Origin of the sequence: Desulfurivibrio dismutans, assembly GCF_029210385.1 — a bacterium.
Taxonomy (GTDB): domain Bacteria; phylum Desulfobacterota; class Desulfobulbia; order Desulfobulbales; family Desulfurivibrionaceae; genus Desulfurivibrio; species Desulfurivibrio dismutans.
The window spans coordinates 20462-34742 of record NZ_JARGDQ010000010.1 but is presented as its reverse complement, the minus strand read 5'-3'; the positions used below and the strand labels follow the sequence as shown (position 1 = coordinate 34742).

Sequence of the window (14281 nt, the reverse complement as noted above, 5' to 3'; positions counted from 1 at the left end):
CGTACCACGGGTACGCAAGCCGGGCCGATCGCCGCAATCTGCGGTGCTGCTGGACAATTACGCATCATAAGGCGTCTTCTGCCGGTACTGACGCGCAACGCCAGGTGGGAATCACGGTGGCGGCCAGATAGGGCAGCACGGTGAGGCTGAAGAGCAGCAGCACGTCTTGGGCCTCAATCCGAGGCACCAGGGCAAAGCCGGGGTGAATCACCGACCATCCCACCATCACCGGCCGGAAAAGCCCGGCATCGAAATAGACCACGTGTATCCAGGCGCCGATAACCCCCAGCAGGAAGGCAAAACCGGCCACCAGCAGGGCCTCCCAGCAGCGCAAGGCCAACACGTCCGGAGTTTCCCAGCCGACGATTTTTAAAATTGCCACCTCCCGCCGCTCTTCCGGCGACAATCCGGAGGCCTTGTCCCAGGCCAGGATGACAAAGGCGGCCAGGGCGGCGAGCAGCAACACGGCGGCAAAACCGCTGCGCCAGCCGAACACCGCCTGATAGGTGCGCTGAATCTGCTCCCGGGTCAGCACCCGGGTGTCGGGCAGGGCCTCGGCGATGCGCCGGGCCATATTGTTGATCTCCGCCGGGTTGTAGACATAAACGCAAAGATCGGTGGCCAGATGCGAGGGGATTTGAAAGAGATCACGGGCCTCATCAAGATGCAGGGCGATCAAATCACCGCTGAGCAGGTCGCCATCGGCCCGGAACAGGCCGCTGACGGCAAAGGTTTTCAACGACAGATCGGGGCGAAAAAGGGAGAAATAGTCACCCTTTCCGACTTCCAAGGACGCACTGACCAGGCTGCCCAGAACCGCCGGCGCCACCCCGGCGGCAACCTGGTCGACCGGCTCGGCTGCACCATCTCCAGTTGCCGTACCTACTTGCGCATTACCGGCGGCCGCCCCCTCCCCGCTCACCCCGGCGCCCGGGAACACCCCAACCGCCAAAGTTTGTCCCAAATGCTCCCCCAGGGGCATCCGGGCCGGGTCCACCCCCAGCACGGTGAAATTGGCCCCCCTGATCTCGTCGAAATAATAGCCCCAGATGCGGGGGACCACTTTTTTGATACCGAACAGCCCGCCCAGTTCCTGCTCGTAAGCCAGCGGCACCGACTCCTGCCGGCCAGCGGCCATATTTTGAATGACGATATCCGGCGCCGACGCCAGCAGCCGCTCGGCGGTAGCGGTCAGCGCCGTAGTAGCCAGATGAAAAGAGGCCACCAGAAAGATTACCCCGGCAAAGACCAGCAGCACCGCCCCGTTTTTAAGACGCCGCCGCCACAGCGAAGAGAAGGCGAAATCCAGCAGGTTGAACTGTTTGGCAAGAAAACATTTCATGGTTGACGCCGGTAAGCCGGAGGCGGGGCCCAGAAGGAACCGGTGGGAAAATGTTCGATGGCCCCGGGATGACTCATAAAAGGGGCAACGGGATCACTGACCGCCGGATGCCGGGTATAACGGGCCTCGGTGGACAAACAAAGGTCGGTAAGCCCCATACCGGCCACCAGAATCGCCAGGCGCGGCCCAACCGCCGCCTGCCGGGCCGCCAGCTCCCGTCCATGACCCAACAGCCCCCCGACCAGCAACAGCAAAACCAGCAAAACCAATCCAATCCCGGCAACAGGACGCATGGAACCTCCTTCATGAAACGAACTGAAAAAAGTAAAATTTTGGTTGTGGCCAGGGGGGGGTGGGGGCCGCGGCAACCGTCCAGACGCCAAGCAAATTTGACGTTGCCCAGCCCCCCAAGATAAAGGTAAACGCACGGCAGTGCCGCAGGTTGCGGCAAGCGAGGCGGCACCGCGTACCCAAGTACGCAAGCCGCCTCGATCGCCGCAAGATGCGGTGCTGCCGGGCGTTTACCGGCCCATACGGTGGCCGGTGCGCATGTTCTGGACCCGCTCGGCGGTGATCTCGTCAAAGGTCATAATCTCCTCGCCCTGGTGATCCCGCATAAAGGCCTCGGCGGCTTCCCGCGAGGCCAGGGGAATAAATTCATGCCCCATGGGGCCATGCACCCGACTGCCCACCACAAACCAGGCCTGACTGGCCTCCACCCACTGCAGGGTGTAATAATCCTTGGCCCAGATCGCCTTAACTACGGCATCGGCCCGGCCACCGAATTTTTCCGGATTAAAGTAGTAGGCCAGCAGATCCTTCATGCCGTCAAAATGATGGGCTTTGCCATCGTCCAAGTGCAACTGACTGATCCATTCCGGGTAACGGGCGACAAACATGCCGCAGACCGGGCATTTCTCCCGCTGACTGAGGTTTTCCACCGGCGGCGGTAACTCCGCTCCCCGGCCGGTTGCAGCCTCTTCCTCGCCGGCCAGGCCGCCGGCCGGCAACAGTAACAGCAATGCCAGCACCAGGCCGGCCACCGCCGAAAAAATCATGTGTCTGTTCATTGCAGATAACCTCCCAGCAGTCTTGCCATTTCCTCTTCTCCAACGCCCCCCAGCACGGCGGTGGCCAGCTTGTGATCGGGATCAATGAACACCGCCTGGGGATCCAACTTGATCCGGTATTTTTCGGCAATCCGGCCCCCCTGGTCGATGATCACCGGAAACTCGATCTCCAAATCGGCAATAAAACGCCGGACCATCTCCTGATCTTCGTTGAGGCTGATATAAATAACCGTCAGCCCCTGGTCCTGGTAGCGCCGGTAGTAGTCATTGAAAATCGGTGTATCGGCCCGACAGTACTTGCAATCCACCGACCAGAAACGCAGCACCACCGGCCCGCCGGCCAGATCGGCCAGCCGGATGGTATTACCGTACTGATCCGTAGCGGTAAAATCCGGCGCCGGGTCACCCAATTGCAAGCGCCGTTCACTTTTACCACAGGCAGTCCAAAAAAGCAGTGAGCCAACCACCAGCAACAACAACAGTCGACGGCCACCGATGAATTTTGTTTTTCCGGTCTGACGACCGGCCAGTACAGCCATCATCGAAATATCTCCATATAAATATCCAAATAACAAAACCCGGCATCTCGGACAGAATTTTGAATCTAGCCGAATGCGCCCGGTGATTCCAGAAAATTATTCATCCCTCACCCGGCAACAGCCAATCAACCGCCGGCCTTACAAAATAACACATTAATTAATGTTGACCCGGCTTAAGTTTGCCGATATCGTAACCAGGGGATTTCAATAGCAGTTATCAGTGGTACAAGTTTGCGTCAAACCTGGGGAACAGGAGGAGGGTTTGCCGATTTTTTTGCCGGCCATCACAGATGATAACCGTAAAACGGTGCACTTTGGTCATCTGCTGGTCCTGCTGCTGGCGGCCTTTGCGGTGCTGGTCTGGGCGGGGGCGTTCCAACCCCCCGACTTTATGTCCGAGCCCGTCTACCTGGCCGTGCACGCCGCCTGCGAAATTTTTGCCATCGCCGTCGCCCTGCTGATCTTTGCCGTGGGCTACCATACCCTGGACCGTCAGCGTGTCGGCGGCGGCATTATCCTGGCCTGCGCCTTTCTCGGGGTAGGCATGCTGGACCTGCTGCACACCGTCTCCTACCCCGGCATGGGAGATTTTTTAACTCCCAACACCATGCACAAGACGGTGGTGCTGTGGCTGGGCGCCCGCCTGCTGGCCGCCGCGGCCCTGCTGGCCTTTGTCCTCACCCCCCTGCTCTGGCCGCACCGCAAACCGCGCCGGCGCACGGCCTTGTGTCTCTGCCTGACCTACACCTTTATTCTTGGCTTCATCGGCGTTTTTCGCCCCGAATGGATACCGGCCACCTATCATCCCGAAACCGGACTGACCACCTTCAAGGTGGCCCTGGAATGGCTCTTTATCGTCCTGCACCTGCTCACCCTGGCGTTGCTGTGGCGCTACCGGCATCGTTTTTCGCCCTCCATCAGGGTTTTTCTGGCTCCGGCGCTGCTGCTGCTGGCGGCCAGCGGCCTGTTTTTCACCATCTACCAGACCATCAGCGACGGGCCGATTCTCCTGGGCCATCTGTACAAGGTGGCGGGCTACCTGCTGCTCTACCGGGCGATTTTCATTGAAAACATTCACCGGCCATACAACCTGCTGGAAAAAGTTCAACAGCAACAACGTGAATCGGAACAGGCCCTGAGCAAGAGTCACGCCCGCCTGCTTGAGGCGCAACGCATCGCTCATCTGGGCAGTTGGGAATGGGACATCACCGACAACACCCTGAACTGGTCCGACGAGGTTTACCGGATTTTCGGGGTCGCACCGCAAGAATTCGGGGCCAGCTACGACGCCTTTCTTAACTACGTGCACCCGGAAGACCGGCAAGCGGTACAACAGGCGGTCAACGAGGCCTTGGCCGGCAAACAACCCTACAGCATCGAACATCGCCTGGTGCTGGCCGACGGCAACGAACGCTGGGTGCACGAACAGGCGGAGGTGGAACGCGATGAAGCCGGGCAACCGATGCGGATGATGGGCACGGTGCTGGATGTCACCGAGCGCAAGCAGATGGAGGAGCGGGAGCTGCAAACCGACAAGATGAGTGCCATGGGCCTGATGGCCGGCGGTATTGCCCACGACTTCAACAATATTCTCACCCCCATCATGATGCACACCCAACTGGCTTTAAGAAACGCCGGGGATAACCCGCAACTGACCAACAGCCTGGAGCAGGTGCGCCTGGCAGCGGAACGGGCCGCCAACCTGGTCAAACAGATTTTGGATTTCAGCCGCCAGGGCCAGCATGAACCCATGCTGGTGAAGCTGAGCATGATCGTCAAGGAGGCGGTCAAGTTTTTGCAGTCGGTGGTGCCGGCCAACATCAACCTGCAGTACCGGATCAACACCGACCGCGACAGCCTGGCCGCCGACCCCACCCAACTGCTGCAGGTACTCATGAATCTTTCCTTAAACGCCATTCATGCCATGGGTGACCAGGAAGGAGTCCTGACCATCAGCCTGGACGAGGCCGACGGACCACCGCCCAGGACACCAAAAGCAACAGAAGGAGTTGCCGACATCAGCGGTAAGAACCGGACCTTTTCCCTGAACACCACCGAAAACGGCACCTGCACCCTGATCCCGGCCACCTCGGAAGATGCGGCTTCCCACCCCGGAGCCCTCCGGCGGGCCGACCAGGAGCAGCACTGGCTCAAGCTGACGGTGCAGGACACCGGCAGCGGCATCAAACCGGAACATTTGCCCAAGCTCTTCGACCCCTTCTTCACCACCAAGGAAAAGGGCCAGGGTACCGGCATGGGGTTGCCGGTGGTCCACGGCATTGTCAGCCGACATGGCGGCCGCATCATGGTGGCCAGCACTCCCGGCCGGGGAACCAACTTTGAAATCTTTCTGCCCGGCCTGGGCGGCGAGGTCGATGTTACCCCGGACTCTCCGGTGATACCGCAAGGCAAAGGTGAGCATATCCTGCTGGTGGACGACGAACCGGCGGTGCTGGAGGCCGCCGTGGCGGGGCTTACCGGCATCGGCTACCGGCTCACCACCGCCGATGACGGCATCGAGGCCCTGGAAATGCTGCGCCAACAGCAGGGCCAAAACTTCGATCTGCTGCTCACCGACTACAGCATGCCCAAGCTCAAGGGCACCGAACTGGCCGCCGCCGCCAAGGTGATCCGGGAGGATCTGCCGATTATTCTCTGCACCGGCTACAGCAGCCGCATCGACGAGGCGGCGGCGGTGGCCATGGGCATCTCGGCCCTGATCATGAAGCCCTTACGCCAGGAGGTACTGGCCACGGAAATCCGCCGGGTGCTGGATAACCGGCAGCTGCACCGGGGCAACGGCTTCCATGAACAATAAGGTTCCGGTTACCTGAAAATATCAGGTAACATCGCATATCGACATTTGGGGGAAATGTTAATGGCTCGAATTTTGGTGGTTGACGACGACCCGATGATCTGCAGCGTGCTCTCCGACTTCGTCTCTTCCCAGGGACACGAAGCGGTGGTGGCCCTGCGCCTGCAGGAGGCCATGGGTAAACTGGAGCAGGCCCGGCCCGATCTGGTCTTTCTCGATGTCAACCTGCCCGACGGCAGCGGCCTGGAGGCCATCGGCGCCATCCGCAACCATGAAACCGCTCCCGAGGTGATCATCATCACCGGCGAGGGCTCCAGCGCCGGCGCTTCCCAGGCCATCCACAACGGCGCCTGGGATTACGTCCGCAAGCCGTTGTCGGTGGAATCGGTGGAACTGTCGCTGAACCGGGCCTTGCAGTACCGCCGCCGTAAAAACGGCCAGAACGCCGCTAAAGCCCTGCACCGGGGGGAAATTATCGGTAAAAGTCCGGCTCTCAACCAGTGCCTGGAACTGGCCGGCAAGGCGGCGGCCACCGATGCCCCGGTGCTGATCACCGGTGAGACCGGCACCGGCAAGGAACTCTTTGCCCGGCTGATCCACGAAAACTCCCAACGGGCCGGCCACAACTTCGTCATCGTGGACTGCGCCTCCCTGCCCCCCACCCTGGTGGAAAGCATCCTGTTCGGCCACGAAAAGGGCACCTTCACCGGCGCCAACCAGAGCCGCAGCGGGCTGGTTGGCCCAGGCCCATCAGGGCACCCTCTTTCTTGACGAGGTGGGGGAAATGCCCCTTGCGGCACAAAAGGTTTTCCTGCGGGTGCTGCAGGAACAGCGCTTTCGCCCGGTGGGCGGCGCCAAGGAACGGGTCAGCAACTTCCGCCTGGTGGCCGCCACCAACCGCGACCTGGAAGAGATGGTGGCCCATAAAACCTTTCGCCAGGATCTGCTCTTCCGCCTGCGGGGTTTCAACTGCCAACTGCCGCCCCTGCGGGAGCGGGGCGAGGATGTGATCGACCTGGCCATGGCCCATCTGGCCAAGCTGTGTCGCTACAACCAACGGCCGGTGAAGGGTCTCTGCCCCCAGTTTCTGGCCACCCTGCAGCAATACGACTGGCCGGGCAACGTCCGGGAGTTGATTAACGTCATCACCACCGCTTTTGCCCACGCCGGTGATGAATCCATCCTTTACAGCATTCATCTGCCCGCCGAGATCCGGGCCAGGGCCAAGTCCCTCGAGGTACAGAATGATTGCCGAATGGAAGCGGGGGCCGCCTCCGACAATCTTTTGCCCGGCCAGGATCAAGCCCGGTCCCTAACTCACCAGCACAGGCCACATCAGGCCACCGAGGCGCCGCTCTATCCGGCCGCCGCCTCGTCGGTTTCCCCATCCCCGCCGACCCCGTCATCCCCGTCATCCCCGTCATCCTCGTCATCCTCGGCATCCCCGTCAACCTCGGCAACCTTGTCGGCTCCGCCCGATCGAACCGCCGCCGAGCCGAACGGCCGGCGTTTTGCCGACGGCCAACCGCTGCCAGGGCTGCAGGCGGCCCGCGAGGCGGCCATCAAAGAACTGGAACAGGATTATCTTGCCGCCTTGCTGAGCCGGACCAACAAGGACATGCAACAGGCCTGCGCCCTCTCCGGTCTGTCCCTGTCCCAGCTCTACCGGCTGCTGCGCAAGCACCGGCTTAAATAAGATATTTTTGCTACCACCACCCGCGAAAGTGCCTGGCCACGAGAACCCGCCGAATTATGCCCCTTAACCGGCCCCTCTGACTGCCACATTGTTCGCATCCGACGCCAAAGTGAGGAAACCTCCGCCCCCCTGGAAGAAATCTCCTCCATGACCCAACAGAACGCCAAAAACGGCGGCGGGGAACGGTAACCGAGCCGTGATGACGGGGGCAATCCCAGCACGCGGTGACAGAGAAATCTTCGGGTAGTGATGGCTGATAGCAACTATATTTCTTGACTTCATGTTGGCTGTTAGCTAATATTATCGAGATGAAAAAAATCACCTACAGCCGGGATGCTTTGAAGACGTTGAGTCGAATGCCCGCCGACGCCGCCCGTTTGGTTCGAGCCAAGATCGAGCAATATGCCGCGAAGCCGGCGAGTTTGGCCAACAATATCAAGGCGTTGAAAGGGGCTGCTGGTTACCTTCGTCTCCGCGTTGGCGACTGGCGGGTTATTTTTTCGGAAACCGGCGAAGTCATCGCCGTCATTAAGGTCGCGCCGCGTGGCGTCGCCTATGATTAGGAGCAGACGATCATGCACGAACAGATCATCACCACCACCGGGGGAGAGCGCCTGGTTGTAATCCCCGAGGCCGATTACCTGGCCATGCTCGACACCATCGAAGATCGCGAAGACGTCGCGACGATTCACCATTTTCAGCGTCGGCTGGCGGCGGGCGAAGAGGAGTTGCTCCCCGCCGAAATGGCGAACCGCATCCTTGATGGGGAAAACAAGATCCGGGTCTGGCGCGAGTATCGGGGGGTATCCGCTCGCGACCTTGCGGCCGGGGCAAGCATCAGCACCTCCTATCTATCGCAGATTGAGACCGGTGCCCGCGAGGGCGGCATTGATACGCTCAAGCGCATCGCCGCCATTCTTCGCGTATCAATCGACGATCTCGTATAACCCCGAGCACCTCAAAGCGAGGCGGCGAGGAGTGGCGACCGCACCGCAAAAAAAAACCCGCCGCCGCGCAAGCACCCCTTGCGGCGGCGGGTCTTTTGCGGGTTCCCCCAAAGGAACGGCAACAAACAGTACCATGATGCAGGGCAGGGTTGTGCCGCAAGTACTACTCCGTTGTCCTTTCACGCCAAATTTTGGCATGAAATGCCAAAGCCTGGCACCCCATGCCAAAACCCTCTTGCAACCACCACTCAGTTCCCCCCGGCAGCTCCCCGTTATTTTATTATCTTACTGTAATTATATTCTTTTTTAGAAAAAATAATTTCTTTGCTACCATGGCACACCCCTTGCAGGTTTCCTTTGCCAAGCAAGCCATTCGAATCAACTTACCCAGGAGGAACCGCCATGGAAATCAGTACGCTTCGCAAAGGCAACCAGATCAGAATCATTCTGCAAGGCACCATGGACGAGAAAAACGCTGTCCGCCTGCGGGACCACTTCCGCAGCCTGGACCTGGCCGATATCCGCGAGGTGGAACTCGACTTTGCCGGTGTTGGGCGGGTGGGCAGCGCCGGGATCGGTAAACTCCTGCTCTTCTACAAATGGTTGGCCAATTCCGGCGGCAATCTGGCTGTGGTTAACCTGCCTGATCCCATTTTTAACCTTTTCAACGAACTGGAGTTCCACACCCTGTTCCGGGTGGCCGGCCAGGAATTTACGGCCTGAAGAGGAATCCGCCAATGTCCGTCGCCCGTTTCAAAACCTGGATTCTGACCCCCATGGCCATCGCCATTCTGCTGGGCCTGGTGTTCTGGGGTTTTTTCCAGTACCAGTTGGCCAAAAGCCAATCGCGGGCCAGCATGTCCCGGCTCATGGAGCAGGGCCGTGACTACCGGACCCACCTGCTTAGCCAGCAGACCCGGATCCTGCAGGCCCACGCCAAGCACCTGAGCCGAAACCTCGAACTGACTGCCGCCTGGGGCCGCCGCGACCGGGAACTGCTGCTGCATTTGACCGCACCCCTGGCCGCCGCCATGCTCGAGGATTTCAAAATCACTCATTTCTACCTGGTGGAGCCGGACCGGTCGGTCTTTCTGCGCCCGTACAATCCGAGCAAAACCGGCGGCACCATCAACCGCCATACCATGCTCCAGGCCGCCACCACCGGCCAAGCCGCCCACGGCCTGGAACTCGGTTCCTCGGCCACCCTGACCCTGCGCTACGTCATCCCTTGGTACGATGGCGACGAGTTGCTGGGCTTCATTGAGCTTGGCATGGAAACTGAACACCTGCTACAGGAAATGGCCAATATTTTACAGGTGCAAATGGTCAGCGTGCTGCGCAAGGAATACACCAGCCAGGAGAATTTCACCGCCGGCCGGGAAAAGTTCGCCTTCAGCGGCAACTGGGACGACTATCCCGACCTGGTCATTGCCCATCAGACCGCTTCCCGGCTGCCCGCCGGCCTGCAAAAGTGGTTGCGCACCGGCCACAATGACTTTGACGGCCCAGCCAAGCTCTTTTTGCCCCATCGCAATGAACGCTTATGGGGCGGGATCATCCATCAGCACGACGCCGCCGGCCGCGACGTGGCCGACCTGGTGATTCTTTACGACGCCACCGCCTTGATGGGTGCCTTCCGGCAAACCGTCATCGCCAATCTGGCCATGGCGGCCATCCTGCTGGGTGCCCTGTTGACCCTGCTTTACACCGTCACCCGTAAGGCTGAACGGGAAGTGACCCAGGCCATGGAGCAACTGCGTCACCAGGCCACCCACGACCGGCTCACCGGCCTGCCCAACCGCGAGCTGTTCCAGGACCGCCTGCGCCAGGCGGTGCACCGGGCCGCCAAAGAAGAACGGCCGGTGGCGGTACTGCAGTTGGATCTGGATAACTTCAAGGCGATCAACAACAACTTCGGCCATGCCGCCGGCGACGAGGTGCTGCGGGTTATCGCCCGGCGCCTGCAAGAAACCCTGGCCGACGGCGACGGCACCGTAGGCCGCTTCAGTGGCGACGAATTCGTCATCCTGCTGCCGAACATCAAGGAATGCCGGGAAAGCGCCGAAGTGGCCCGGCAGCTTTTGGCCGCCCTGGAAACCCCCGTCCACACCGACAGCACGCCGAACATCTTAATCAGTGGCAGCACCGGCATCGCCTGCTTCCCCGACGACGGCGATGATGACAAAACCCTGCTGCGCCACGTGGAAATGGCCATGTACCAGGCCAAAAAGGCCGGCCGCGGCACCTATTCATTTTACGCCCGGGAACTCAACCGCCGCCACCAGGACGACCTGGTGCTGCACCACAAACTTAAAACGGCCCTGGAGCAAAACCGGTTGGAACTGCACTACCAGCCCAAGGTGGCGGTGGCCGACGGCCGGATCATCGGGGTGGAAGCCCTGCTGCGCTGGCACGACGAGGAGCTGGGCCAGGTCGGACCCGACCGTTTCATCCCCATGGCCGAGGCCACCGGCCTTATCGTCCCCCTGGGTGACTGGGTGCTGCACACCGCTTGTCGGCAACTGGCGGACTGGCACGCCGCCGGGCGGGAGCTGAAAATGGCGGTCAACCTCTCGCCCCAGCAGTTCCGCCAGCCGGATTTGGTCAACCGCCTGGCCAACATCCTGGCCGCCACCGGCGCCCCGGCCCACCGGCTGGAGTTGGAAATCACCGAAACGGCGGCCATGGACAACATCAACGCCGCCTCCCGCCAACTCCACAGCCTAAGCGAGTTGGGCCTGAGCCTGGCCCTGGATGATTTCGGCACCGGCCATTCCTCCCTGGCCTACCTGAAATCGCTGCCCATCAGCCAGCTCAAAATCGACCGCAGCTTCATCAGCGACCTTACCCTGGATGAAAGCAACCGCATCATCGTCAAGGCGGTGCTGGGCCTGGCCGCCAGCATGAACCTGGAAGCGGTGGCCGAAGGGGTGGAGAGCGAAGAGCAACTGGAATTTCTCCACCGGCACCACTGCACCTCTTACCAGGGCTGGATCTTCGCCCGGGCCCTGCCCGCCGGACAACTGGAAGCCCTCTTGAACCATCACGGAAAATTTACATGAAATCAATCGATGCCGTTCTGCTGCTGGACAGTATGGGCGAGGGAGTTTACGGGGTCGACGCGGCGGGGCACTGCACCTTTATCAACCCGGCGGCCCTGAAAATGCTGGGTTTTTCCGCTGAAGAAATCTTGGGCCGGAACCAGCATCGGCTTTTTCATCATCACCGGCCCGACGGTACGGATTACCCGGCAACCGATTGCCCGGTCTGGCAAACCTTGCAGGACGGTGCAAAACGCCACGCGGAGGAGGAATGGTTCTGGCGCCGCAACGGCGAGGGTTTCCCGGTTTCACTTACCGTCACCCCGCTGCCGGACACCGGAGCGGCCGGCCGTGGCGCGGTGGTGGTCTTCCGCGATCTCAGCGAACGTAAACAGATGGAGGCCCAACTTTTTCAGGCCCGCAAGATGGAGTCCATCGGGGTGCTGGCCGGCGGGATCGCCCACGATTTCAACAATATTCTCACTCCCGTCATCATGCGGACCGAGATGTCGCTGGCGCGGCTGGCCCCGGAAGATCCCGTCCACCGCAACCTGCAGCAGATCCGCCAGGCGGCGTTGCGGGCCCGGCAACTGGTCAAACAGATCCTCGACTTCAGTCGGCGGCAACCCCATGAACCGCAACCCCTGCACCTGGGCGGGGTAATCAAGGAGGGGGTCAAATTTCTTTGCTCGGCCTTGCCCGCCGGCGTTGAACTACATTACCGGATTGACACCGACCACGATGCGGTGGAGGCCGACCCCACTCAAATGCTGCAGGTGATCATCAACCTGGCCACCAACGCCGCCCACGCCACCCGCCGGCACGGCGGAATCGTTACCATCTCCCTGGCTGAGTGGCAACTGAAACGGCACGCGGCGCTACCGGCCGAACTGGCAGCCGACCGGGACTACCTGCTGCTGACGGTGACCGACCACGGCGAGGGCATCGACCCGGCCATCAAGGATAAGATCTTCGAGCCCTACTTCACCACCAAGAACCGGGGGGAAGGCACCGGCATGGGCCTGGCGGTGGTGCATGGCATCGTCAAGGCGGCCGACGGCGCCGTGGCGGTAACCAGCGAACCGGGGCGAGGCACCACGGTCAGCGTCTGGCTGCCCCGCAGTGCAGCCCCGGTCGAGGATGCTGCCTTCAATCAACCAAATTCTGGACAAGGGAAAAAAGATAAAAAACGTTTGCAACCGTGACCCACAAGGAGAACCACCATGACCACCACCACCTATGCCGAGCGGCAGAATGACGATCGACAGGCCCTGGCGGCCAACAGCAACCAGATCAGCAAGTACCTGACCTTCAGCCTGGGCTTGGAGGAATATGGCATCAACATCATCCAGATCCGGGAGATCATCGGGCTGATGCCGGTGACCGCCATTCCTCGCACGCCGGAACATTTTCGGGGGGTGATCAACCTGCGGGGCAAGGTGATCCCGGTTATCGACCTGCGTCGGCGCTTCGGCATGGCCGCCGAGGAGCCCACCGACCGCACCTGCATCGTGGTGGTGGAAATCAGCGGTCGGCACGGCACTCCGCTGGCGATGGGGCTGGTGGTGGACTCGGTCTCCGAGGTGCTGAACATCAGAACCGGCGACATTGAACCCGCCCCCTCCTTCGGCACCGAACTGGACCAACGTTTCATCGCCGGGATTGCCAAGGTCGGCAACAAGGTCAAGATTCTGCTGGATATCGACCGGGTGCTGGGGGAACAGGAACTGGCCCAAGCCGCGGAAATGGCCAGCGCGGCCTGAACGAAAGGCAGGTGCTGCGGCACAAAGCAGAGGGATTGAGGCTGGACCCCGCTCAATGGTCCCACAGATCGGGGTCCACCACCCCGACCTTGATGGCGTAGCGGATCATGGCCGAAGTATCACGCACTTCCAGTTTGCGGATAATGTTGGCCCGGTGTTTTTCCACCGTTCGTGGGCTGATGCCAAGGGTGGCGGCAATTTCCCTGCTGATACGGCCCCCCACCACCAGCCGGAACACCTGCTGTTCGCGGGCCGTCAGGGTGTCATAGGCGGAGGTTTCCGGGACCTCCTCCCGTCCGGTGGAATTCAGGTACGTTTTGATAACCTCTTCCCGCAAGGATGGACTGATAAAATACTGCCCGGCGGCGGTCAGGCGCAGGGCCTCAAGAACTCTAGCGTCACTGTCGGTCTTAAGGACATACCCCAGGGCACCGGCGGCCAATGTCTGCTGGACGTAAGTTTCCTTGTCGTGCGTGGAAAGCACAACCACTCCGACCGTGGGCAACGCTTCCTTGAGCAGGGGCAGAGCCTCCAGGCCGTCCAGATTGGGCATGGAAAGATCCAGGAGAACCAAATCCGGCTTCAGTTTTTTGACCAGCCGCAGCAACTCCCGGCCGTCGGCCGCCCCGCCAACCATTTCCAGGTCGGCCTGACTGGCCACCATTCGTCTGATCCCTTCCAGGATCAAGGGTTGACTATCGGCTGCCACCAGCCTGATCTTCTTTTTCATCATCAAAGGCCCTCAAGCCCGTTCAGCCTGGACCTTGGCGTCTATCAGGGCTCACGCGGTTATTCGCAAACTCCCCCCACCACAAGCTCGATTTCCCCCATTTGCCACACAGCCCCATCCGTCCGCAGGTAAACCCCTTTAAACACAGTCGCACCACTGAATGAGTGATGTTCCAGTAATCAGTTTTAACGAAAAAAGTCAAGATATACAGGGCCAAACCAACGCGATCATACCCAGGAACCACCACCAAAAACGACCAAAAAACAATAAATCACACAAACCATACGTAAAAACACCTACCACAACCAGAAAAAACTACCCATGGGTCCGTACGTACC

General features: G+C 60.6%; 14 protein-coding genes. 9 read left to right on the top strand and 5 right to left on the bottom strand.

The window, feature by feature from the left end; translation table 11 throughout:
* Positions 1 to 64 precede the first annotated feature (64 nt).
* From P0N66_RS11265 to P0N66_RS11250, 4 genes are all read right to left on the bottom strand, one after another.
* Positions 65 to 1342 carry an ABC transporter permease gene (locus P0N66_RS11265; RefSeq protein WP_275805443.1) on the bottom strand — a complete coding sequence of 426 codons (1278 nt, stop codon included), beginning with the start codon at positions 1340 to 1342 and terminating at the stop codon, positions 65 to 67.
* Positions 1339 to 1635, bottom strand: coding sequence for a hypothetical protein (locus P0N66_RS11260; RefSeq protein ID WP_275805441.1), 297 nt, complete (start codon positions 1633 to 1635; stop codon positions 1339 to 1341). The genes P0N66_RS11265 and P0N66_RS11260 overlap by 4 nt, the downstream gene beginning before the upstream one ends.
* Positions 1636 to 1863: 228 nt before the next feature.
* Positions 1864 to 2412 carry a nitrous oxide reductase accessory protein NosL gene (locus tag P0N66_RS11255; RefSeq protein WP_275805439.1) on the bottom strand — a complete coding sequence of 183 codons (549 nt, stop codon included), beginning with the start codon at positions 2410 to 2412 and terminating at the stop codon, positions 1864 to 1866.
* Complete coding sequence (locus tag P0N66_RS11250) at positions 2409 to 2954, bottom strand: peroxiredoxin family protein (RefSeq protein WP_275805437.1); 546 nt, start codon at positions 2952 to 2954, stop codon at positions 2409 to 2411. Before P0N66_RS11250 ends, P0N66_RS11255 begins: the two co-directional genes overlap by 4 nt.
* A gap of 259 nt (positions 2955 to 3213) precedes the next feature.
* Between P0N66_RS11250 and P0N66_RS11245 the strand changes: the two genes are divergently transcribed.
* The 9 genes from P0N66_RS11245 (at position 3214) to P0N66_RS11205 (ending at position 13213) form a co-directional block, all read left to right on the top strand.
* Positions 3214 to 5769 carry an MASE3 domain-containing protein gene (locus P0N66_RS11245; RefSeq protein WP_275805435.1) on the top strand — a complete coding sequence of 852 codons (2556 nt, stop codon included), beginning with the start codon at positions 3214 to 3216 and terminating at the stop codon, positions 5767 to 5769.
* A 60-nt stretch (positions 5770 to 5829) separates the two neighbouring features.
* Positions 5830 to 6537: a sigma-54-dependent transcriptional regulator gene (locus P0N66_RS11240; protein ID WP_275805433.1), complete on the top strand. Its 708-nt coding sequence runs from the start codon at positions 5830 to 5832 to the stop codon at positions 6535 to 6537.
* The gene (locus tag P0N66_RS11235) at positions 6503 to 7462 is read left to right on the top strand and encodes a sigma 54-interacting transcriptional regulator (protein ID WP_275805431.1); all 960 of its coding nucleotides are present in this window, start codon (positions 6503 to 6505) and stop codon (positions 7460 to 7462) included. The genes P0N66_RS11240 and P0N66_RS11235 overlap by 35 nt, the downstream gene beginning before the upstream one ends.
* Before the next feature lie 308 nt (positions 7463 to 7770).
* On the top strand, positions 7771 to 8025 hold the full coding sequence (locus tag P0N66_RS11230) for a type II toxin-antitoxin system RelE family toxin (RefSeq protein ID WP_275805430.1): 255 nt from the start codon (positions 7771 to 7773) through the stop codon (positions 8023 to 8025).
* Positions 8026 to 8037: 12 nt separating this feature from the next.
* Positions 8038 to 8409, top strand: coding sequence for a helix-turn-helix domain-containing protein (locus P0N66_RS11225; protein ID WP_275805428.1), 372 nt, complete (start codon positions 8038 to 8040; stop codon positions 8407 to 8409).
* 402 nt (positions 8410 to 8811) lie between these two features.
* Positions 8812 to 9132 (top strand): STAS domain-containing protein, encoded by a 321-nt coding sequence (locus P0N66_RS11220; protein ID WP_275805426.1) that lies wholly within the window; start codon positions 8812 to 8814, stop codon positions 9130 to 9132.
* 14 nt (positions 9133 to 9146) lie between these two features.
* Positions 9147 to 11471, top strand: a complete 2325-nt coding sequence (locus tag P0N66_RS11215; RefSeq protein ID WP_275805423.1) for a bifunctional diguanylate cyclase/phosphodiesterase — start codon at positions 9147 to 9149, stop codon at positions 11469 to 11471.
* On the top strand, positions 11468 to 12655 hold the full coding sequence (locus P0N66_RS11210) for a two-component system sensor histidine kinase NtrB (protein WP_275805421.1): 1188 nt from the start codon (positions 11468 to 11470) through the stop codon (positions 12653 to 12655). Before P0N66_RS11215 ends, P0N66_RS11210 begins: the two co-directional genes overlap by 4 nt.
* 18 nt (positions 12656 to 12673) lie before the next feature.
* Entirely contained in the window at positions 12674 to 13213 is a 540-nt protein-coding gene (locus tag P0N66_RS11205) for a chemotaxis protein CheW (RefSeq protein ID WP_275805419.1), read from the top strand.
* A 52-nt stretch (positions 13214 to 13265) separates the two neighbouring features.
* Here P0N66_RS11205 and P0N66_RS11200 read toward each other — a convergent pair whose 3' ends face one another.
* Positions 13266 to 13946, bottom strand: a complete 681-nt coding sequence (locus P0N66_RS11200; protein ID WP_275805417.1) for a response regulator — start codon at positions 13944 to 13946, stop codon at positions 13266 to 13268.
* Positions 13947 to 14281 lie beyond the last annotated feature (335 nt).